This window comes from Streptomyces albipurpureus (genome assembly GCF_023701525.1).
GTDB classification, from domain to species: domain Bacteria; phylum Actinomycetota; class Actinomycetes; order Streptomycetales; family Streptomycetaceae; genus Streptomyces; species Streptomyces albipurpureus.
This window is the reverse complement of sequence record NZ_JAMQAW010000006.1, coordinates 45,265-66,703: the sequence shown is the minus strand read 5'-3', so window position 1 is coordinate 66,703 and position 21,439 is coordinate 45,265. Positions and strand designations below refer to the sequence as shown.

Genomic DNA, 21,439 nt, shown 5'->3' with positions numbered 1-21,439 from the left:
GGGCAGGAGAGGTGTGGGTCATGGGGTTCGCGGACCCCGGAGCATCGCCCGTTCAGGCCCCCTGGTCCGAGACGCAACGGCCGCCGTCCCACGCCGCGCAGGCCCCCGACCCGGACCCGCTGACCCGGACCCGCCGACCCGGGATCGGCGAGCCGAGCTCAACCAGGCGCGCCCAGCCCCTGGTCGCCGGCCCCCTGGGCACCCCGGCCCCCGATTCATCCGGCGCGTGGGCCCTTGGGCGAGCGAGCTTCGCAGGCGCGAGGAATGAGCTCTTCGCGATATCGGGCGACATCAGCTGACATCGGCGAAGGAGCTTCCGAGGGAACCGTTTCGTGGTCGGCCACCCCTGCCCCATAGGATTGGGCCAAACCACACCCACTCACCCCTGAGGATCGCTGCATGCCTGGCATTACGCGCGAGGAGGTCGCCCACCTCGCCCGGCTGGCGCGTCTGGAGCTCTCCGGCGAGGAACTCGACCACTTCGCCGGTCAGCTCGGCGACATCATCGGCGCGGTCGCCCGCGTCGCCGAGGTCGCCGACCAAGACGTACCCCCGACCTCCCATCCGCTGCCGCTGACCAATGTCATGCGCGCGGACGAGGTCCGTCCCTCGCTCACCCCCGAGCAGGCGCTCTCCGGCGCTCCTGCCCAAGAGCAGCAGCGTTTCAAGGTGCCGCAGATCCTGGGGGAGGACTAATCACGATGACGGACATCATCAAGCTCACCGCGGCCGAGATCGCCGCGAAGATCGCCGCGGGTGAACTGACGGCCGTCGAGGTCACCGAGGCCCACCTGGCCCGGATCGACGCCATCGACGAGAAGGTGCACGCCTTCCTGCACATCGACCGTGAGGGTGCCCTCGCACAGGCTCGGGCCGTCGACGCCAAGCGTGCCGCGGGTCAGCAGCTCGGCCCCCTCGCCGGTGTCCCGCTCGCCCTGAAGGACATCTTCACCACCGAGGGCATCCCGACAACGGTTGGCTCCAAGATCCTTGAGGGTTGGATTCCGCCGTATGACGCCACCGTGACGCGCAAGCTCAAGGAGGCCGATGTCGTCATCCTCGGCAAGACCAACATGGACGAGTTCGCCATGGGGTCCTCCACCGAGAACAGCGCCTACGGCCCCACGGGCAACCCCTGGGACCTGACCCGTATCCCCGGTGGCTCCGGCGGTGGCTCCAGCGCCGCCCTCGCCTCGTACGAGGCGCCGCTCGCCATCGGCACCGACACCGGCGGTTCCATCCGACAGCCCGCGGCCGTCACCGGCACGGTCGGCGTCAAGCCGACCTACGGCGGGGTCTCCCGCTACGGCATGGTCGCCTTCTCGTCCTCCCTCGACCAGGGCGGCCCCTGCGCCCGTACGGTCCTGGACGCGGCGCTGCTGCACGAGGTCATCGCCGGGCACGACCCGCTCGACTCCACCTCCATCGACGCCCCGGTCCCGCCGGTGGTCGAAGCCGCCCGCAACGGCAGCGTGGCGGGCATGCGCGTGGGAGTGGTGCGGCAGTTCCGGGGCGAGGGCTACCAGGCCGGAGTGATTCAGCGCTTCGATGAGTCGGTCGAGCTGCTGAAGGCACTGGGCGCCGAGATCGTCGAGCTGGACTGCCCCTCCTTCGACCTCGCCCTCTCCGCGTACTACCTGATCGCGCCGTCCGAGTGCTCATCGAACCTCGCCCGCTTCGACGCCATGCGCTACGGCCTGCGGGTCGGTGACGACGGTACGAAGTCGGCCGAGGAGGTCACCGCGCTGACCCGCGAAGCCGGCTTCGGCGACGAGGTCAAGCGGCGGATCATCCTCGGTACGTACGCGCTGAGCTCCGGCTACTACGACGCGTACTACGGCAGCGCCCAGAAGGTCCGTACGCTGATCAAGCAGGACTTCGACAAGGCGTTCGAGCAGGTCGATGTGATCGTCTCACCGACCACTCCGACCACGGCCTTCCCCATCGGTGAGCGTGCGGACGACCCGATGGCGATGTACCTGGCCGACCTGTGCACCATCCCGACCAACCTGGCCGGCAACGCGGCGATGTCCCTGCCGTGCGGGCTGGCTCCGGAGGACAACCTCCCGGTCGGACTGCAGATCATCGCCCCGGCCATGAAGGACGACCGCCTCTACAAGGTCGGCGCCGCCGTCGAGGCCGCCTTCGTGGAAAAGTGGGGTCATCCGCTGCTTGAGGAGGCACCGTCACTATGAGCGCACTGACCAAGGCCAAGGGCTTCAAGAAGTCGAAGACCGGGACGTATCTGACGATCGGAACCACCGCGTTCGGCGCGGTGAGCGTGCTCAAGCAGGCGAGGAAGGCCCGCAGCGAGCACGACACACTCCGGCTCATCGACGCCGCGATCTCCGCCGCCGCCATCGTCACCGGCGTCGCCCTGCTGCTGCGTGAACTCAAGCGCATCGGCGACGACGACGTCCTGTTCGGCTGAGAGGGAAAGTTTCACTGTGACCGTCACTGAACTGGTGTCGTACGAGGCGGCTCTCGCCGGGTACGACCCCGTCATGGGCCTTGAGGTCCATGTCGAGCTGGGCACGCGGACCAAGATGTTCTGCGGCTGCTCCACCGAGCTGGGCGCCGAGCCCAACTCACAGACCTGTCCCATCTGCCTCGGCCTGCCCGGCTCGCTCCCGGTCGTTAACTCGATCGGCGTCGAGTCCGCCATCAAGATTGGTCTCGCGCTCAACTGCGAGATCGCCGAGTGGTGCCGCTTCGCCCGGAAGAACTACTTCTACCCGGACATGCCGAAGAACTTCCAGACCTCCCAGTACGACGAACCGATCGCCTTCAACGGTTATCTGGACGTCCAACTGGAGGACGGCGAGATCTTCCGGGTGGAGATCGAGCGCGCCCACATGGAGGAGGACACCGGCAAGTCGACCCATGTCGGCGGTGCCACCGGCCGTATCCACGGCGCGTCCCACTCCCTGCTGGACTACAACCGCGCCGGCATCCCGCTCATCGAGATCGTCACCAAGCCCATCGAGGGCGCTGGCGAGCGGGCCCCGGAGGTCGCCAAGGCGTATGTCGCCGAGCTGCGCGAGCTCATCAAGGCCCTCGGAGTCTCCGAGGCCCGGATGGACAAGGGCCAGATGCGGTGCGACGTCAACCTCTCACTGCGCCGGCACGGTGTGGAGAAGTTCGGTACCCGCAGCGAGACGAAGAACGTCAACTCGCTGCGGAGCGTGGAGCGCGCCGCCAGGTTCGAGATCCAGCGGCATGCCGCCGTACTGGAATCCGGCGGCACGATCGTCCAGGAGACCCGTCACTTCCACGAGGAGGACGGCTCCACGACTTCCGGCCGCATCAAGGACAACGCGGAGGACTACCGGTACTTCCCGGAGCCCGACCTCGTGCCCGTCGCCCCCTCGCGTGAGTGGGTGGAGGAGCTGCGGGCGGGACTGCCCGAGCTGCCGCGTCTGCACCGCAAGCGGCTCCGCGAAGAGTGGGGCATCTCCGAGCACGACATGCAGTCGATCCTGAACGCGGGTGCGGTCGATCTGATCGTGGCCACGACCGACGCCGGCGCTCCGGCCGACCAGGCTCGCAAGTGGTGGATGGGAGAGCTCTCCCGTAACGCCAATGAGTCCGGCCGTGCGCTCGACGAGCTGCCGATCAGCCCGGCGCAGGTCGCCCGGGTTACCGCACTGGTGGCGTCCGGTGATCTCAACGACAAGCTGGCACGGCAGGTCATCGAGGGCGTGCTCGCGGGCGAGGGCGACCCCGACACCGTCGTGGACAAGCGCGGTCTGAAGGTCGTCTCGGACGATGGCGCGCTGGGCACCGCCGTCGAAGAGGCGATCGCCTCCAACGCGGCCATCGCGGACAAGATCCGCGGCGGCAAGGTGGCGGCCGTGGGCGCGCTGGTGGGCGCGGTCATGAAGGCCACCCGTGGTCAGGCGGACGCGGCCCGGGTCAAGGAACTGATCCTGGAGAAGCTCGGCGTCTCCGAGGGCTGAGCCCCTCCGGGCGACCCCGCACAGCTGTGACCCGACTGGGCCTTGCCGCCTTGAGTAGTGCGGCAGGGCCCGGTCCCGTTCGGCGTGCTGCCGTGATCGCCCCGACGTCCTGGGCGAGCGGTGGTGATGGCTGAACTCCGCCGCCAGCCGCGTCCCCAACCCCTCAGGGCAGTACGCCTAGTGCCGTACCCCCAGACCGGGGAGGAGCAGTTCACCGCGGTCCTTGCAGCTCACATCGCGGGCCCGCACATCCTTGGGCTCACGAGTGCCCCTGGCCCTGAGCTCCGCTATCGCCAGCCGCGCCACCTCCGCGGACTCGGCCCGCTCAGGCTCCGGGAACTCCGCCTGCCACCAGCCCCGGTCTCGGGACTGCCAGCCGCGCTGCCGCATCATGCTGGCCCGCTCCGGGCTGTCCTCACCGTCCCGATCGTCCACCGACACCTGCAGCCCTTCGCCCAGCGCGTAGGAGACATGGATCTGGCGGCCCCGGTCGACACCACTGGTCAGGGAGAACCCCGCCCAGTCCCCGCCGACCTGGACGGAGAGCTGCTCCACCCAGGCGCTGAGCATCAGGGTCAGGGCGCTCTCGAAGTGACCGAGACTTGAGGCCATCCGGCCACCGGTCCGTTCGGGTGGCGGCTCGCCCGGCCCGCTGCGGTCCAGCTGCCAGATATAGGGCAGGAGATCGAAGTCATGGGGCTCATCGGCTGACCAGGCCCCACCCCACTCGAAGATCCGCATCTCCTCGGACTCCAGGGGGCCGGTGCGATGGACCGATAGCTGTGCTTGATGGTGGTTTCCGGCGAGCAGAACGATGCGCTCGGGATCCCGCCAGCGGATATGGGGACCGGAAGCCGACCCACCGTAGAGCGTGGGCTCCCCGATCCGGTCGACTATCGCCCCGTACACCTTGCGGAAGGACTCACGCCGGGTCCGAAGCATGGCATTTGGCTCATGGACGAGCACCGGCACCGGGTCGTATCCCAGATAGCTCCCGGGCGCTTCGAAGAGCGCCACGGCGAACTCGGCGGCTTCGCCCGGACTGAGGATCGGTCGATTGCCCCCCGAGGTCTCCATGTCATCCATCGTGCCAGCCACCTCTGACAACGCCCGCTAGGCAAAAGGCCCTTTACCGTCAGCCAGGGACGATCTCTGTCATGTTGAAGTCAAGAGTGATCGCCGAGCCGGATAAATACAGGCGATCGAGGATTCCCGTCCTTCATCGCCGCAGTTTTCCCTTCTGTCTCTCCTGCCTCTGTGAGTAAGCCCACGAAAGGTGTCCAAAGGGGCAAAGGATCACGGTTGACTGTCAGAGTGAACCCGTAGGTCATGTGTTCTTTGCGCGCTGTTTCCGTTCAAAGGCCCAGGAACCACCCAGGGAGCAGTCCGTTGGCAGTCATCGCCCGGTGGTGCATCAGGCACCGACTCGTCACCGTGCTGCTGTGGGTATTCATGTGCGCGGGTGTGGGGGCTGCCGCGGTCGCCGCCGGAACGACCTACTCCAACGACTACGAAGTCCCCGGCACCGAATCGGGCCGGGCAGCCGAACTCCTCGCCGACGGCTTCCCCGCCCTCAGCGGTGACACCGGCACCATCGTCTGGCACACCGAAACGGGCAGTGTTCGGGCCACCGAGGTCCAACAGCGGATGTCGGGGACCCTGGATTCAGTCGCCGCCCTGGACTCGGTCGCGGATGTCACCGGCCCCTACCAGGCCGCGGGAGCCGCTCAGATCAGCCCCGACGGGCGTACCGCCTATGCCACCGTCACCTTTGACCAGCGCTCCGGCGCCGTCCCCGACCAGCATGTCGAGCAGGTCGTGCAGACGGCCCAGGCCGCCCGCGGCGGTGGCGTCCAGGTGGAGCTGGGCGGAACGGCCATCGGGCCGATGGAAGCACCCTCGGGGCATCTGGCGGAGACGGTCGGGGTGGCCGTCGCCGCGCTGGTGCTCTTCCTCGCCTTCGGCTCGTTGGCTGCCAGCCTGCTGCCCATCGCCACCGCCTTGGTCTCCGTCGGCACGGCATATGCGGGCATCGTGCTGCTCGGCCATGTGATGACCGTCGCCGACTTCGCCCCCATGCTCGGACTGCTCATCGGCCTCGGCGTCGGCATCGACTACGCCCTCTTCATCGTGACCCGGCACCGCAAGGGACTGCGGGCCGGGCTCACGGTGCCTGACGCCGCCCGGGAGGCGGTCACCACCACCGGCCGCGCTGTGGTCTTCGCCGGTGCCACCGTCTGCATCGCCCTGCTCGGGATGCTCATACTGCGGCTCGACTTCCTCAACGGGGTGGCGATCGCCGCCAGCCTCACCGTCGTCCTCACCGTCGCCGCCGCGGTGACCCTGCTGCCCGCCCTGCTCTCCTTCATCGGTATGCGCGCGCTCAGCGGTCGCGAACGCCGACGGCTTGCCGAGCGTGGACCGGAACCCGAACTACCGACCGGTTTCGCCGCGCGATGGTCCGCCTTCGTGGAGCGTCGGCCCAAGCTGTTGGCCCTGGTCGCCGTCGCGGTGATGGCCGTACTGGCGCTGCCGACCTTCTCACTCCACCTCGGCACCTCCGACCAGGGCAACAACCCCGCCACCTCCACCACCCGCCAGGCGTACGACCTGCTGGCCAGCGGCGGCCCCGAGCAAGGCGGTGAGGGCGGCTTCGGTCCCGGGGTCAACGGTCCGCTCACCCTGGTCTCCCGCCCCGACAGCGGCGCTGACCGGCTCACGATGGACCGGTTGCCCGAGGCCCTGCGAGGTGCGGAAGGCATCGCGTCGGTGGGCCCTGTCACCTACAACGCCAGCGGCGACACGGCGGTTCTCACCGTCGTACCGGAATCGTCGCCCCAGTCGAAGTCCACCAGTGAGCTCGTCGACCGACTAAGGGACGACCTGGTGCCCGCCGCCCTGGACGGCGGCTCCCTGAAGGTGCACATCGGTGGCGTGACCGCGGGCTACGACGACTTCGCCGAGATCATCGTGGGCAAACTGCCCCTCTTCGTCGGTGTGGTCATCGCCCTCGGCTGTCTTCTGCTGCTCGTCGCCTTCCGCTCCATCGGAATCCCCCTCAAGGCCGCCGCGATGAATGTGGCCGCCGTCGCCTCCTCCTTCGGCGTCGTCGTGGCGATCTTCCAGTGGGGATGGGGGAGCGAACTGCTCGGCCTCGGCCCGGGCGGGCCGATCGAACCCTTCCTGCCAGTGATCATGGTTTCGGTGCTCTTCGGCCTCTCCATGGACTACCAGGTCTTCCTGGTCAGCCGGATGTACGAGGAGTGGCTGGAGACGGGCGACAACCGGCGGGCCGTACGGGTCGGCCTCGCCGAGACCAGCCGCGTGATCAACTCCGCCGCAGTGATCATGATCTCCGTCTTTCTCGCCTTCGTCCTCAGCGGAGACCGGGTCATCGCCATGTTCGGCATCGCCCTCGCCGCCGCGGTCGCGCTGGACGCCTTCGTCCTGCGTACCCTTCTCGTGCCCGCGCTGATGCATATGCTCGGCCGCGCGAACTGGTGGCTACCGGGTTGGCTGGACCGGCGGCTACCGAAGATCACCGTGGAGCCCCGGAGCGCGGAGGCGTCGACACCGGTCTTCCAGCGCCACCCGAGTGACGAGGAACAACTCGTTCCGTAGCGCTCCCAGCCCCATCCCCCCGCCGCCCCGACAGGAAAGACCCGGCATGTTTGCTCTCCCGCTGGAGACCCCAGGCGATGAGACGGCGAAGTTGCGCCCCCTGGAACCCTGGCAGGCCGACGAGTTCCTCGCCCATATGGACCGGGGCAGGGAGTACGTCGGCACCTATATCGGTCTCCCCGATGTCGTCACCGATCCCCCTTCGGCGCACTCCTTCCTGCGTTCCTACGCCGACAAGCAGGCCGGTGACAGCGGCCGGATCTATGGCATCTGGCTGGCTGACACCCTGGTCGGCGGGGTGATGTTCCGCACCTTCGACGCGGCGATGGGCAACTGCGAGGTGGGTTGCTGGCTCGAACCGTCCGCAGTGGGCCGCGGCCTGATCACCCAGGCCGTCCGACTGCTCATCGACTGGGCGGTAGATGAGCGGGGGATCCACCGGGTCGAATGGGTGGTCTCATCCGGGAACGGCGCGAGCATCAAGGTGGCGCGGCGGCTGGGTCTGACCCGGGAAGGTGCGCTCCGGGAGTCCTATCCGTACCGAGGGGTGCGCCACGACATGGAGATGTGGTCGGTGCTGGCGCCCGAGTGGCGGCGACTGCGGTCCGACGCACGCAGCGGCTAAAGAACTACGGTCCGACGCACGCAGCGGCTGAAGGGGCGAATCGGCACTTCCCGTACCCTGGCAGGCCGCGGATCTGCCGCGTTAAGGGGACTCTCAGATAGGACGCCTAGCGTGCGCCCTATGAACCCCACGGACACCGACAAGACAGACGGCACGCCGGCCGCCCAGCCGACTGATGGAAAGCCCGCAGAGCAGAGTACGCAGGAGCCGGCCAGCCCCGAGACCCAGACCGCGACGAGTCTGGACAAGTCCGCCCCGGCCGACCAGGACGGCACGGCCGCTGATGTCGACGCTGAGGTCGATTCCGACGCGGGGGATCACGACGAGGACGACGAGCAGGGTGTCGCGGGCTCTTCCGGGCTGCTGTCCGCGGCCGCGGGCATGGTGGCGACCGGTCTCGGTGTCGTGGGCCTCAGCGGTGGCTGGGCGGGCCGGGTCGCTGCCGAACGGCAGACCCTCCTGGGACAGATCAAGACCCCGCAGGACGCGACCATGGCGGATCGGATCTCCGCCCTCTACAGCGACGCCTGGCACACCACGGCACTGTTCAACGGCATGTTCGCGCTGCTCGCCGTCGTCATCGGCGCGGCCGTGCTCACCCGGCCGGGCAAACCGACGTGGGTACGGGCCTTCGGCCTGGCCGGAGCCGTGCTCGGCGGCATCGGACTGCTGATCTCGATCGGTATGTACTTCGACCTCATCCTGCCGACGCCCGAAGCCGGTTCCTAAGGCCGTCGCCCGGCCGCGCCCCGCAATGTGGTGGCGTGGCACCGGGCGGTGATGTTCGACTGTGCGCATGGACCACGATGATCTCCTGCGCCTGTTCGACCGTCAGCTGCGCCGGGAGGCACCGCCGGACGGGCCCGGAACACGGGTCGAACGAGTCGGCGACGTGGTCCGTCAGACCGGCGCCGACAGCGACTGGAACGGGGTCATCTGGTCCGGCCTCGATCGAGACACGGCCGACGCGGCCATCGCCGAGCAGACGCGGCACTTCACCGCACTGGGCCATTCCTTCGAATGGAAGCTGTACGGCCATGATGAGCCGGGGGACCTCGGCGATCGGCTGCTCAGGGCTGGTTTCCTTCCGGAGCCCACGGAGACGCTGATGGTCGCGCCGGCCGACGCACTGGCCACCGAGGCCGTGCTCCCCGACGGCATCACCTTGGACGAGGTCACCACACCAGCCGGGGTGGACCTCATGATCGATGTCAATGAGCGCGCCTTCGCTACCCGATCCCCCTGGCTCAAAGAGCGGCTACTGGGGCAGTTGGGACAGGACACTGTCACCATGACGGTCGCGATGGCGGACGGCCGACCGATCAGCGGAGCCCGGCTGGAGATGCGACCGGGCACCAAGTTCGCCGGACTCTGGGGCGGCGGCACCCTGCCGGAATGGCGCGGTCGGGGCGTCTACCGTGCCTTGGTCGCCCATCGCGCCCGGGTCGCGGCAGCGCGCGGCGCCCGCTTCCTCCAGGTCGACGCGTCCGATCAGAGCCGCCCCATCCTCCAGCGCCTGGGATTCGCACCGCTGACCACGACCACCCCGTACGGCTATGAGATGCCCTCCGGGCCGCGGTCCCCGGCCCGGTCCTGAGCCCGGGCCGTCGACCTGACCCCACAGCACCTCCCACGCTGCTCCTGACTGCCTCTGAGGAGCTGCCACGATGCCTCGTGGACCACTTCGGCCTCGTCGGTAGGCCCGGGACCAGCTCGTTTCCCCCTCCGCACCCCGGGTACGCACAGGACCTCCGACCTTCGGCGCGCCTACCCGAGGGCATGGCCTAAGGCCTCCCACGACGGTTCCTAAGGCCCCCATCGCACCGAAGATGGGGAAGCAGCCCGATGCGGTGGACCCCTCCGGGAGGCGAGATTGGGTGGGACACCAGGAGATCCCACACCACGGAGGATGAGATGTTCGCGTACCGACTTCAGGAAATCCGCAGCGCCGATCTGATCGAGGCGGCGGCGGCCCACCGGCTCGCCCGGGAGGCGCGTCGGGCCCGCCGTGCCGCGAGTCGCAAGACCACGGCAGGGGCGGGTCGGGTGAGAGGCCCCGGCGAGGAATTCGTCCAGGTGGCCTGACCCGATGCTGACAACCGTCCCCGAGCCGACAGCGCTCCCCGGCGGGCCGATTTGTGGAAACACGATGTCAGAGCACTGTGCGATGCTCGGCGATGTGGAGAACAGGTCTATCAGTCCGGTGTTCGTGGGGCGGGCCCAAGAGCTGTCGGCTCTCACCGACGCCCTGGTCCGCGCCGGTGGCGACCCCGGGAGCACATCTCCCGGAGCGCCGCAGGCACTGCTGGTCGGGGGTGAGGCGGGAGTCGGCAAGACCCGCCTCCTGGAGGAACTGCAGACCGTCGCCTGCCGCCGCGATGCCGTCGTCGCCATGGGCGGCTGTGTCGAAATAGGCGCGGACGGACTGCCGTTCGCGCCCTTCTCCACCGCGCTTCGCGCCCTCAACCGCCAACTGCCGCAGGAACTGGCCTCGGCAGCGGCCGGACAGGAAGAAGAACTGGCCAGGCTCCTACCGGAGCTGGCCATGCGCCCCAGCGGCGAAGCGGATCGACGGGATGAAGAGGGCATGGCCCGCCTCTTCGAGCTGACCGCACGGCTCTTGGAGCGCATGGCCACCGACCGTACGGTCGTCCTGGTGCTGGAAGACCTGCACTGGGCGGACACCTCCACCCGCAATCTGCTCTCCTACCTCTTCCGCACCCTGCGTCGAGGGCGACTGGTCGTCATCGCCACCTATCGTTCCGACGATGTCCACCGCCGTCATCCGCTCCGACCGCTGCTGGCCGAGCTCGATCGGATGCGCACGGTGCAGCGGATCGAACTGACCCGGTTCAACCGCGGCGAGGTCCAGCGGCAGCTCGCCGGCATCCTGGCCGCTGAGCCCGAGCCCGAGATGGTCGACCAGATCTTTGAACGCTCCGACGGAAACGCCTTCTTCGTCGAGGAACTGGCCTGCAGCATCACCGAGAACTGCCGCAGCGGACTCACCAGCTCACTGCGCGACATCCTGCTCGTTCGCGTCGAAGCACTGCCGGAAGAGGCACAGCGAGCCGTCCGCATCCTCGCCGAAGGCTGCTCGACGGTGGAACACGGACTGCTCAGCGCCGTCGCCCGCCTCCCCGAGGACGACCTGATCGAAGCACTGCGAGCCGCTGTCGGCGCGAACATTCTGCTGGCCACCTCCGACGGTGACGGCTACCGCTTCCGGCACTCCCTCGTCCGCGAGGCCGTCAGCGACGATCTAGCGCCCGGCGAGCGCTCCCGCATCAACCGGCGGTACGCCGAGGTTCTGGAGGCCGAACCGCTCCTCGTACGGGACGAGGAGCGGGCCATGCGCCTCGCCAGCTACTGGTATCACGCACATGTCCCGGCGAAGGCACTACCCGCGGTGCTCAGCGCCTCCGTCGAAGCATGGCGGCGCCACGCCTACGCCGAACAACTACGCCTCCTGGAGCGGGCCATGGAGCTCTGGGACGCTGTTCCCGAGTCCCTGCCGTCCACCCTGCGGCCTCTTGACTACATCAGGCAGTGGGCGCCGAGCATCAGCGATCCCGCCACCACCCCGCTGCGCTTCATCGACCTGATGGCAGAGGCCACCGTCGCCGGCCGGCTCTGCGGTGAGCGGGAGCGGGCCCTGAAGATAGCCAAGCGCGGACAGCGGCTCGCCCAGTCGGACGACGACCCCCTGCGCGCGTCCTGGTTCGCGGTCCAACGCTCACGACTGGTATCGGCCCTGGGGCGGAGCGACGGCCTCGGCGAACTCCACGAGGCCAAGGAACTGGTACACGGACTACCCCCGTCCGCCGCCCACGCGGAAGTCCTCGCCGCCACGGCCAACTGGGCCCGGCTGCGGCCTTCGGGGCCGGACGCCCTGGTAGACGCCGAGCGGGCCGTCGCCTACGCCCGGATGGTGGGGGAGGAGGAGAACGAACTGCTCGCCCGGCTCGCCCTCGGCGGACTCCTGGTCGACGCGGGGGACCATGACGAGGGATTCGCCGAGATGCACCGGGTCAAAGAGCGGGCCGTCACCCTGGACCTTCCCTCGCTCATCGCCTCCGCCCACATCAATCTGCCCTCCGCCTTGGAGGGCGTGGGCCGCTCCCGGGAAGCCGTGGACGTCCTTCTCGAAGGACTTGAGCTCTGCCGCCACTACCGGATGCTCGACACCGAGGCATGGGTGCTGGGCAACCTCGCCGAGTCCTACTACTCGCTCGGACGATGGGATGAGATACGCCCGGTGGCCGAGCGGGCACTGCGCATCGCCCTGAGCCCCAAGCCCCGGGGGTACGCCGCCACCCGACTGAGCGACCTCGCCCTGGGGCAGGGCGATACGGACAAGGCGGCGGAGTATCTCCAGGCCGCCCGAAGCCACTTCGGGACCCATGACCCGCTGCTCCACAGCTCCTTGAGGCTCGACACCATTGAGATCGCCATCGCAGCGGCCCAGGGGCGGGTCCTGGATGCCAGAAGGCAGTTTCGCCAGGCCGTGGAGGCAGGGTTCCCGCCGGGCGTTCAGCGCTATGCCTGGCCCCTGCTGCGCGTCGTGGCCGAACTGGAGGCTGACACACGGGGTCTGCCCGCCGCGGAACATGGCCGCTCCGAGGCCTTGGACCTGATGAGCGGGGTGGCCAGGAGTCTCACCACAGGGGCATCGGTGTGGAGGGCCTACGACAGTTGGGTTCGGGTTGAGTTGTTGCGTGCGCAGGGTCGCGACACCGCCGAGGCGTGGATCGAGCCGCTCGCTGCCTTTGAGCAGTTGGACCTTCCGCACGAACGGGCGACGGTTCGGTTGCGCAGAGCGGAAGCATTTGTCTCATCGGACCGTCCCGGTGCCACGGAACTACTGAGACAAGCGGATGAGACGGCCCGCACTCTGGGAGCGCGTCCCTTGTCCCAGCAGATCGCTCTCCTGGCCCAACGGGCCCGGATCTCGCTCACCCGTCCCGCCAAGGTTTCCTCCGCTGCTCCGACGAGCCCGGCCCCTGGCCCGGCATTCGGACTCACCCCTCGGGAGGAAGACGTCCTACGCCTGGTAGCGGCGGGTCGAAGCAACCGTCAGATTGCGGCCGCACTGTATATATCCCCGAAGACCGCGAGTGTTCATGTCTCCAACATCCTGGCCAAGCTCGGCGTCTCGGGGCGGGTAGAAGCAGCCGCCCTCGCCCACCGTCTGCGCCTCTTTCCCGCCCTCCCCGAGGAGCAGCCCTCCCCTTGACGGGGCCACTGCCCGCCCCTCCCTTCCCCTGACCTGACCTGACCTGACCTGACCTGACCTGACCTGACCTGACCTGACCTGACCTGACCTGACCTGGCCTGGCCGGTCCGTGGCCGGTCCGTCGACCCGCCGACTTCCTGTGGCGTCCCCGGGCCGTCGCGATGCTGGGGCGCCATTTGGCGGGCGCGATAGACAAACCCGGGTCTGTCACCTGTCGTCGCCCTGCTGGTCCCCCGTGAAGCCCCATCTGCGGACAAAGCCCCCATGGGTGAAGCCCCACCCAGGGCGGCCCATCAGCTCCCGAGGTACATCCACGCCGCCGCCCGCCCGTGGGACCTGCAACCCCGACTCCCGGGCCTGGCGATTCCAGCGCGCACCCGCCCCGCCGTGCCCGACCCCCGGCGCGAGAGTCCGCCGGGCCAGCGTCGTCAGCGCACCCCGTTACACCGTCTCGCTGCTAGTCCCTCTCGCTGCGATGCACCCGGGGGACCGGGGGAAGCACCGCTGCCAGTGGCGGTTTCTCGGCAAGGGCAGGGCACTCGCCCGAGGCGGTGGACCCATCCGTGGTGAGGGGTGCCGCAGCACCGCGCACGGTCACCTTGCCCGAGGCCAGATCTATGGGGCCGCGCGACGGGTCGCTCTCTCCGACATCGGTCCTCGTCAGCGCCAGGCGGTTGCGCTCTTCGTCCGTGTGTTTGCTGCCCGGAGCGAAGAACTCATCCAGTGCGTTGAACATCGAGATCGCACCTCCTACTTCACCTCTAGCCGGAGGATCTTGTCGTCCCCTGGCCCGGGTGTGCCCCGGGTGTCGGTCTCGCTGGTGACCAACAGGATCTGAGAGCCGCCGGTTGCCACGACCGTGCGCAGTCGGCCGTACTTGTCCTGGAGGAACGACTGGGGATCGGCCGAAGGTTCCTCGCCCGCCAGCGGAATGCGCCAGAGCCGTTCCCCTCCCAGCCCCGCCATCCAGATGGAGCCCTCGGCATAGGCGATACCGCTGGGGGACGCCTCAGCCGTACGCCACTGGGCCACGGGGTCCACAAACCCCGCCTTACCGGCCTTGCCCTCGGCCTCCGGCCAGCCGTAGTTCTTCCCCGGCTTGATCAGATTCAGCTCGTCCCAGGTGTTCTGACCGAATTCGGCTGCCCACAGCCGCTTCTCGGAGTCCCAGGCCAGACCCTGCACATTGCGATGGCCCAGGGAGTAGACCAGGGAGTCGGCATCCGGATTGCCCGGGGCTGGCTGCCCGTCCGGGGTCATCCGAAGGATCTTGCCGGCCAATGAGGTCCTGTCCTGGGACAGCCCCGTCTCACCCACCTCGCCCGTGCCCGCGTAGAGCATCTTGTCCGGACCGAACGCAATCCGTCCGCCGTTGTGGACGACCCCCTTGGGGATGTCCCTGAGGATGGTGTCCGGTGCGCCCAGCTGCTGCCCGGCGGGCTTGTCCTCATCGAAGAGCATGCGTGCGATGCGGTTGTCCGACTCGGTCGTGAAGTACACATAGACCGATCGGTCCGAGGCGAACGTCGGAGAGATCGCAAGACCCAGCAATCCGCCTTCGCCGCCGGGGGAGACCCCAGGCACCGAGCCCACCGCGATCTGCTTCCCGGTCTTGGTGTCGACCCGGGTGATCGTGCCCTCATCGCGCGAGGCGACCAGCAGGTCTCCGCCGGGCAGGGTCGCGGCCCCCCACGGGGACTTCAGCCCCTCCGTGAGCGTGGACACCACCTTCACCGAGCCCTTTGCCGGTGGCGCGGGCCGTATCGGCGCTGAGGGGCTGCTCCGCGGGGCACCGGCTGAAGCCGAGGCGGAGGACGACGACGACTCCTTCAGTTCGTCGAACAGCTTCCCATCGCCATCCGAGGAGCACCCAGTGGCCAGCAGCGCCACCAGGGCGGCCAGCACGGTCGTCACACCAGGACGTTGCACAGTTCTGATCCCTTCGACAGCTCTTTGAGCAGTCTCACTACCCTTCTTACACCGCTCGCCGTCCAGAGGTTCCCGTTCGGACCGTCCGAAGTGATCCCCGGTTCCGCTGCCTCAGTCCCAGGAACCGCGCGCCCGCGGTAGCCGAGCGATCTCGTCCAGATCACGCGTCGATAGCCGCAAGTCCGCCGCTGCCGCGTTCTCCACCGCCCACTCCGCCCGTTTGGCCCCCGGCACCGCCACCACGTACCGCCCCTGCTCCAACACCCACGCCAGCGCCACCTGTGCCGGGGTGGTGCCCGGCCGGTGGCGCTCCGCTATCCGTCGCAGGCCAGCCACCACGGGCTGGTTCGCCGCCATCATCTCCGCGGTGAACCTCGGGTGCCTGGCCCTGATGTCGTCCGGCTCGAACCCCTGTCCCGGCGTCAGCGTCCCCGTCAGAAAGCCGTTCCCGAGCGGCATCGCGGCGAGGAATCCCACCCCGCGCGCCGCACACCACGGCAGCAACAGCTCCAGGGCCTTTGACGACCAGACCGACAACTCCGCCTGCACCGTGCTCACCGGGAACACCTGCTGCATCCGCTCCAACTGCCGGATCGTTCCGGCGTGCGCACCCGCGGCAGGTCCGGCAGACGCACCCGCCCGGACATGCCCGGCAGGAGCACCCGTCCCCGCCCCGTGTGGACCCATGGCACACACCCCCAGCGCCCGTACCTTGCCCGCGCCCACCAGATCCGCCATCGCGCCCCAGGTCTCCTCGACCGGAACCTCCGGATCGACGCGGTGCAGCTGGTAGAGGTCGATCACATCTGCCTGGAGCCGCCGCAGCGAGGCATCACACGCCCGTCTGATGTACGCGGGGTGACCGTTGGCGACCACATGCCGATCCCCCACCAGCAGCCCGACCTTGGTCGAAACGAAGGCGTCCCGCCGCCGTTCCCGCAGCACCCTGCCGATGAGCAGTTCATTGGTGAACGGCCCGTACATATCCGCGGTGTCCAGGAGCACGGCCCCCGCGTCCAAGGCGGCGTGCACCGTACGCAGTGACTGCTCGCCCCGCCGTTGGGACGCGGTGTAGCCCCAGTGCATCGGCATACACCCCAGCCCGACCGCGCCTACCGCCAGCGCTGTCGCACCGATCGTCCTGCGCTCCAACTGCCCGTACCCCTCCCTCAGCCGCCCCCCAAACTAGCCAATGCGGACCGCTGATCTCCGCTCAGGCTGTCGCCGACTAGCCTCGTGACCATGACTTCAGACGTATGGCTCTCCATACCGGTCGACGAAATCGAGGGTCTGCCCTCCGCCGCCGACTCCGGTTTCACCTACCGGTTCTGGAACGGCGGCGCTCAGCTTCCCGCCGATCCGGCGGACTGCATCTTCTACACCGTGCCCTACCTCCAGCCCGAAATCGCGCTTGTCCCGGTCCCCGAGATGACATCAGTGCAGGTCATCCAGACCCTTTCCGCCGGGATCGACCATGTCGAGCCGGGCCTTGCCGCACTCCACCCCGGCGTACGCCTCTGCAACGCCAAAGGCGTCCATGACGCCTCCACCGCTGAACTGGCGCTGACCCTCCTCCTCGCGTCCCTCAGAGGCATCCCCGGTTTCGTCCGCGGCCAGGACAAGGAGGAGTGGCGATCCGGTTTCTATCCCGCGCTCGCCGACAAGTCGGTCCTCATCATCGGCTACGGATCGATCGGGGCAGCGATTGAAGACCGGCTCGCGCCCTTTGAGTGCGCGCGGGTATCACGCATCGCGCGCTCTGCCCGCACTACGGCGCGCGGTGAAGTGCGCCCACTCACCGAAGTGCACTCTCTGCTCCCGCACGCCGATGCGGTGATCCTTTCGACCCCCCTCACCGAGGACACCAAGGGGCTGGTGAATGCCGAGTTCCTGGCCCGTATGAAGGACGGAGCCGTGCTGGTGAATGTCGCAAGAGGGCCGGTCATCGACACGAAAGCCCTGCTGGCAGAGGTGGAAAGCGGTCGTATCACCGCCGCCCTCGATGTCACCGACCCCGAGCCGCTGCCCCCGGGCCATCCTCTGTGGCATGCCCCCGGGGTGCTCATCAGCCCTCATGTCGGCGGCTCCACCTCGGCGTTTCTGCCGCGCGCCAAACGACTGCTGGCGGCGCAGATCACCGCTTTCGCGGCCGGGGAACCCTTGGGCAATGTTGTGCTGACTACGGAATAGCCCCTGGTGGGGCTCTATGCGGCCCGGTGCGGAGCTCGGCGGGGCGATCGTCGGAAGCACCTGGTGCGCTGGGTAAACGCGGTGAAGTCAACCAATCGCTCCGCGCGCCGAGATGGCGATTGATGGTCACTCAGAGTAGAGGGACTATGTCCCTGAGTGACAATTCTGGTGTATCGTCCGGACCGGGGACTGCGCCGGGCAAGGGGCGGTGCAGTAGCGCGACCTGACTGCCAATCAGACTTTTGAGGGGGGCGACGGGCGATGCATGGCCAGTGGACCCAAGATCCCATGAGGCGAGGACGTCAACGACGACCCTCGCACGCTCCAGAACCCAGCGCCACCACGACTACAGTTCCCGTTTCCATGCCTCCTAGGCCAGCCTCGACGATCCGGCCCAGCACGGCCCCACCCACTTCAACGTTCCCCACCGCTGCGAAGTCACCCCCGTCGTCGTTCCGGCTCACCGCAGCGACATCGGCGGCCCGCATCGCCCACGGCCGAGCCCTCCCCGCGCCGACTGCGGCAACGGCCGCGCCCCATGCGCCCGCCACGCCGGCGAGGCGCCCTCTCCTCGCCACCCACCGGTTCCCGGAGGCGTGCTCACCACAAGGAGCGGCCCGGTGAGCGCCCCGGGGGCAGTGGTGGCCCACGAGCCCGCCCCCAACGGCACTGGAGTAGTCGCCCAATTCATCCTCGCCCTCATCTGCGCCGGCTACGGAGTGGGCGCGGCTCTCGGTTGGGGCTCTCCCGAACTCGCCCTCATCATGGGTGACTTCGGCCTCAGTGCCGGGGCGCTCGTCGCCGCCGTCTCGTGCTTCCTCTACGCACGGACCAGCCCACCCCGACTGCGCCCCGCGTGGTTGCTCTTCGCGCTCTCCTCGCTGATGGCCTCGGCGGGCAACGCCGTCTGGGGATGGTACGAGGTGGTGCTGGATCGCGAGGTGCCCAGCCCGTCCATCGCCGACCTCTTCTTCCTCTGCTTCGCACCGCCCGCCATCGTCGGGTTGCTGGTGCTCGCCAAGCGTCCGGTCAGCAGAGCCGGCTGGGTCTGCCTCGGTCTGGACGCCTGGTTGATCGGCGGTTCCCTGTTGACCCTCTCCTGGAGCCTCGCGCTCGCCCACACCACTCGCGTCCAGGGCGAGAGCGTGGCCCCCGCCGCGCTTTCGCTCGCGTATCCACTGTTGGACATCGTGCTGGTGAGCATGGTTCTCGCCCTGCACTTCAGGCGCTCGGCCACCAATCGCTCCGCGGTCAACACCGCCATCGCGGCGCTCGCCCTGACCGTTCTGTGCGACACGTTATTCACCTCTCCCCTGCTGCGGGAGAGCTATCGCTCGGGGCAGTTGCTCGACGCGGGCTGGTTCGCCGGCTCGCTGCTCCTCGCGTACGCCCCCTGGGGCGCTCGCCGTCCGGTCGAGTCCCTGCGACCCCCGAGAGCGCCGCGCCCCAGCAGCCCGGTCGCCGGCTCGCTCGCCGCCCTCACCCCGTATCTGGCCGCCGCGGTCTGCACTTTGGGCATTCTCTACAACGTTGTCGAAGGGCGAACGGTCGACCGAGTCGTCGTTCTCACCGGCTGTACGGTCGTCCTCGCCCTGGTGGTGCGACAGGGCATCATGCTCGTGGACAACATCGCGCTCACCCATGAGCTGGCCCAGAAGGAGAACCACTTCCGCTCGCTCGTCCAGGGCTCCAGCGATGTCATCATGATCGCCGCTCCCACGGGCGTCCTGAGATATGTGAGCCCCGCCGCATCGGGTGTCTACGGGCGGGAGGCCGATGAGCTGATCGGCTCCGAGCTGGCCACGCTCATCCACCCCGAGGACCTGGGCCGGGTCATCCGGGAAGTCCGTCGATTCCTGACCGCTCCTCCGTCGGAAGAGCCCACCACCCGCATCGAGTGCCGCTTCAGGTCCGGTAGCGGGGAGTGGCTCAATGTGGAGTCCACGGTCAATCGCCATCAGGGCGGCCTGATCTTCAACAGCCGCGATGTCACCGAACGTGTGCGCCTCCAGGCTCAGCTCCAGCACAGCGCGGAGCACGATCCCCTGACCGACCTCCCCAACCGGGCCCTCTTCACCGACCGGGTCCGGCAGGCCCTGACGGGGAGACGATCCAGTGATCGAGGCACCGCGGTCCTCTTCATCGACCTCGACGGCTTCAAAGGCGTCAATGACCGTCTTGGTCATCAAGCGGGCGATGAACTGCTGGTCCAAGCCGCCGGACGGCTCGCCGACTCGGTACGGGCCGGGGACACCGCGGCTCGACTCGGCGGCGACGAGTTCGCCGCCCTGATCATCGGCGACGGCGGTGCCGACCAGGCCACACGCGAAGGCCACGTCGCCGAGATCGCCGATCGTCTGCGGCTCACGCTCTCCCAGCCCTACCGCGTCGACGGCAATGACGTTCGGGTCGCCGCCTCGATCGGAGTCGCCTTCGCCGAGGTGGGCATCACCCCCACCGACCTCATGCGCAACGCCGACCTCGCCATGTACCGCGCCAAGGCGGCTGGCAAGGACCGTGTCGAGTTGTACGTACCGCAGATGCAGGCCGAGGTCGTCCGACGTACGGAATTGGCCGCGCGGCTGCGCACTGCCCTGCACGACGGAGAGTTCGCGCTGCTCCACCAGCCCGTGGTCAATCTCGCCACCGGCCGTATCGAGGCCGTCGCCGCCCAGGCCCGCTGGCGCTCGGCCCAGGGGATGCTGTTCACCCCCGCCGAGTTTCTGCGCTCGACCGACGACGGTGACCGTTCGGCTGAGCTCGGCCGCTGGCTGCTGGAGGAGGCGGTGGAGCAGGCCGCCGAGCGGGATCGGCTCGGCCACCGGGTGCCCGTCTCGGTGCGGCTGTCGGCTCGCCGCCTACTGGACCGCTCCCTGCCGGGCGGGACGGTGGAGGCCCTGCTCACCCGGCACGGCCTGCCCTCCGGCGCCCTCATCATCGAACTGGCGGACAGCGATCCGCGGATTTCCTTCGACGATCTGGAGGAGCGACTTATCACGCTGCGCAGGCTCGGGGTACGGATCGCGCTGGATGGTTTCGGCAGCGGGCACGCGGCCATCAACGCCCTGCGCAAACTCCCCGTCGATATGTTGAAACTCGATCGGGGATTGATCGAAGGCATCGTGGAATCCGCTCGACTGCACAAGATCACCAGCGGATTGCTGAGGATCGCGGGCGACCTCGGGCTTCAGTCCGTCGCGGATGGGGTGGACGCCCCGGAGCAGGTGCTCGCCCTGCGTGCCATGGGTTGCACTCATGGCCAGGGGATGGCCTTCGCCGGGCCGCTGGACGAGTATCGACTGAGGCGAGCGCTGGTCCGCGATGACTTCCCGCTGCCAGGCGGGATCGCCCTGCCCGTTCTCGCCGGTGGCTCATTGAACCCACACACTGGTTCAAATAGTGAGACGCGTGTCCCACCCGCTTGACAGTCCCACCACGCGAGAGGGAGGGTCTGTGCCATGCGCACCCGAATTCTCGTACTTGGAAAGCGCGTCGGCTGAGCGGAGCCTCGATAAGGCCCCGCAGACTCCTCCCGACGCGCTCCCCTCGCTTGCCTCACGGCACGGGGGGTTTTTTGTTGTACCGATACAGGTTCCAGGCGTGAGAATTCACCGCAAAATCCACCAGCAGGACCCGGTGGATGCTCTAGCGACACCCGTGAAATCCTGAGCAAGACAGCCCCATAAGTAGTAACTGGCAGTAATCAAATGCAAGCCCATAAAAAATCAGCCATTCCGTAGAAACCTCGGCAAGATCGCAGACCTTCCGCAGGGCCCCAGGGCCCACACGGAGGCGGCTCAGCCCGGCGAGATCCATGGCCCGGCCCTCACCACGCTCAGCAACACCTCGCAGACCGATCGCAGCAACCTCAGCGTCAGC

Annotated in this window: 16 protein-coding genes; 12 read left to right on the top strand and 4 right to left on the bottom strand. The window is 68.4% G+C overall.

The annotated features are described in order from the left end of the window. Positions 1-399: 399 nt before the first annotated feature. Genes gatC through gatB form a run of 4 tightly spaced genes read left to right on the top strand, consistent with a single transcriptional unit; the run spans position 400 to position 3,959 of the window. Positions 400-696, top strand: a complete 297-nt coding sequence (gene gatC / locus NBG84_RS05435; protein WP_250918118.1) for an Asp-tRNA(Asn)/Glu-tRNA(Gln) amidotransferase subunit GatC — start codon at positions 400-402, stop codon at positions 694-696. 5 nt (positions 697-701) lie between these two features. After that, positions 702-2,195, top strand: a complete 1,494-nt coding sequence (gene gatA, locus NBG84_RS05430; protein WP_250918117.1) for an Asp-tRNA(Asn)/Glu-tRNA(Gln) amidotransferase subunit GatA — start codon at positions 702-704, stop codon at positions 2,193-2,195. Then, on the top strand, positions 2,192-2,431 hold the full coding sequence (locus tag NBG84_RS05425; RefSeq protein WP_250918116.1) for a hypothetical protein: 240 nt from the start codon (positions 2,192-2,194) through the stop codon (positions 2,429-2,431). Before gatA ends, NBG84_RS05425 begins: the two co-directional genes overlap by 4 nt. Positions 2,432-2,447: 16 nt before the next feature. Beyond that, positions 2,448-3,959: an Asp-tRNA(Asn)/Glu-tRNA(Gln) amidotransferase subunit GatB gene (gatB, locus tag NBG84_RS05420; protein ID WP_250918115.1), complete on the top strand. Its 1,512-nt coding sequence runs from the start codon at positions 2,448-2,450 to the stop codon at positions 3,957-3,959. Between the two features lie 177 nt (positions 3,960-4,136). Here gatB and NBG84_RS05415 read toward each other — a convergent pair whose 3' ends face one another. Beyond that, a complete protein-coding gene (locus tag NBG84_RS05415; RefSeq protein ID WP_308312011.1) occupies positions 4,137-5,036 on the bottom strand; it encodes a hypothetical protein in 900 nt (299 codons plus the stop codon). 312 nt (positions 5,037-5,348) lie between these two features. Here NBG84_RS05415 and NBG84_RS05410 point away from each other — a divergent pair, with 312 nt between their 5' ends. The 6 genes from NBG84_RS05410 to NBG84_RS05385 all read left to right on the top strand — a co-directional run bounded on the left by NBG84_RS05410 (position 5,349) and on the right by NBG84_RS05385 (position 13,441). Continuing rightward, positions 5,349-7,580, top strand: a complete 2,232-nt coding sequence (locus NBG84_RS05410) for an MMPL family transporter (RefSeq protein WP_250918113.1) — start codon at positions 5,349-5,351, stop codon at positions 7,578-7,580. Positions 7,581-7,626: 46 nt separating this feature from the next. Next, a complete protein-coding gene (locus tag NBG84_RS05405; protein WP_250918112.1) occupies positions 7,627-8,205 on the top strand; it encodes a GNAT family N-acetyltransferase in 579 nt (192 codons plus the stop codon). Between the two features lie 120 nt (positions 8,206-8,325). Next, complete coding sequence (locus NBG84_RS05400; RefSeq protein WP_250918111.1) at positions 8,326-8,934, top strand: hypothetical protein; 609 nt, start codon at positions 8,326-8,328, stop codon at positions 8,932-8,934. Between the two features lie 67 nt (positions 8,935-9,001). Next, positions 9,002-9,802, top strand: coding sequence for a GNAT family N-acetyltransferase (locus tag NBG84_RS05395; RefSeq protein ID WP_250918110.1), 801 nt, complete (start codon positions 9,002-9,004; stop codon positions 9,800-9,802). 317 nt (positions 9,803-10,119) lie between these two features. Next, positions 10,120-10,290, top strand: a complete 171-nt coding sequence (locus NBG84_RS05390) for a hypothetical protein (protein WP_250918109.1) — start codon at positions 10,120-10,122, stop codon at positions 10,288-10,290. 64 nt (positions 10,291-10,354) lie between these two features. Next, positions 10,355-13,441, top strand: coding sequence for a helix-turn-helix transcriptional regulator (locus tag NBG84_RS05385; RefSeq protein WP_250918108.1), 3,087 nt, complete (start codon positions 10,355-10,357; stop codon positions 13,439-13,441). 457 nt (positions 13,442-13,898) lie between these two features. On the opposite strand, the gene NBG84_RS05380 is transcribed toward NBG84_RS05385, so the two are convergent. The 3 genes from NBG84_RS05380 to NBG84_RS05370 all read right to left on the bottom strand — a co-directional run bounded on the left by NBG84_RS05380 (position 13,899) and on the right by NBG84_RS05370 (position 16,522). After that, a complete protein-coding gene (locus tag NBG84_RS05380; protein WP_250918107.1) occupies positions 13,899-14,177 on the bottom strand; it encodes a DUF6191 domain-containing protein in 279 nt (92 codons plus the stop codon). Between the two features lie 14 nt (positions 14,178-14,191). Beyond that, positions 14,192-15,370 (bottom strand): PQQ-dependent sugar dehydrogenase, encoded by a 1,179-nt coding sequence (locus tag NBG84_RS05375; protein WP_425608573.1) that lies wholly within the window; start codon positions 15,368-15,370, stop codon positions 14,192-14,194. Positions 15,371-15,481: 111 nt separating this feature from the next. Continuing rightward, positions 15,482-16,522, bottom strand: coding sequence for an aldo/keto reductase (locus tag NBG84_RS05370; RefSeq protein ID WP_250918105.1), 1,041 nt, complete (start codon positions 16,520-16,522; stop codon positions 15,482-15,484). Positions 16,523-16,612: 90 nt separating this feature from the next. Here NBG84_RS05370 and NBG84_RS05365 point away from each other — a divergent pair, with 90 nt between their 5' ends. Beyond that, positions 16,613-17,560, top strand: a complete 948-nt coding sequence (locus tag NBG84_RS05365; protein ID WP_250918104.1) for a 2-hydroxyacid dehydrogenase — start codon at positions 16,613-16,615, stop codon at positions 17,558-17,560. A gap of 620 nt (positions 17,561-18,180) precedes the next feature. After that, positions 18,181-20,985, top strand: coding sequence for a putative bifunctional diguanylate cyclase/phosphodiesterase (locus NBG84_RS05360; protein WP_250918103.1), 2,805 nt, complete (start codon positions 18,181-18,183; stop codon positions 20,983-20,985). The last annotated feature ends 454 nt before the right edge of the window (positions 20,986-21,439 follow it).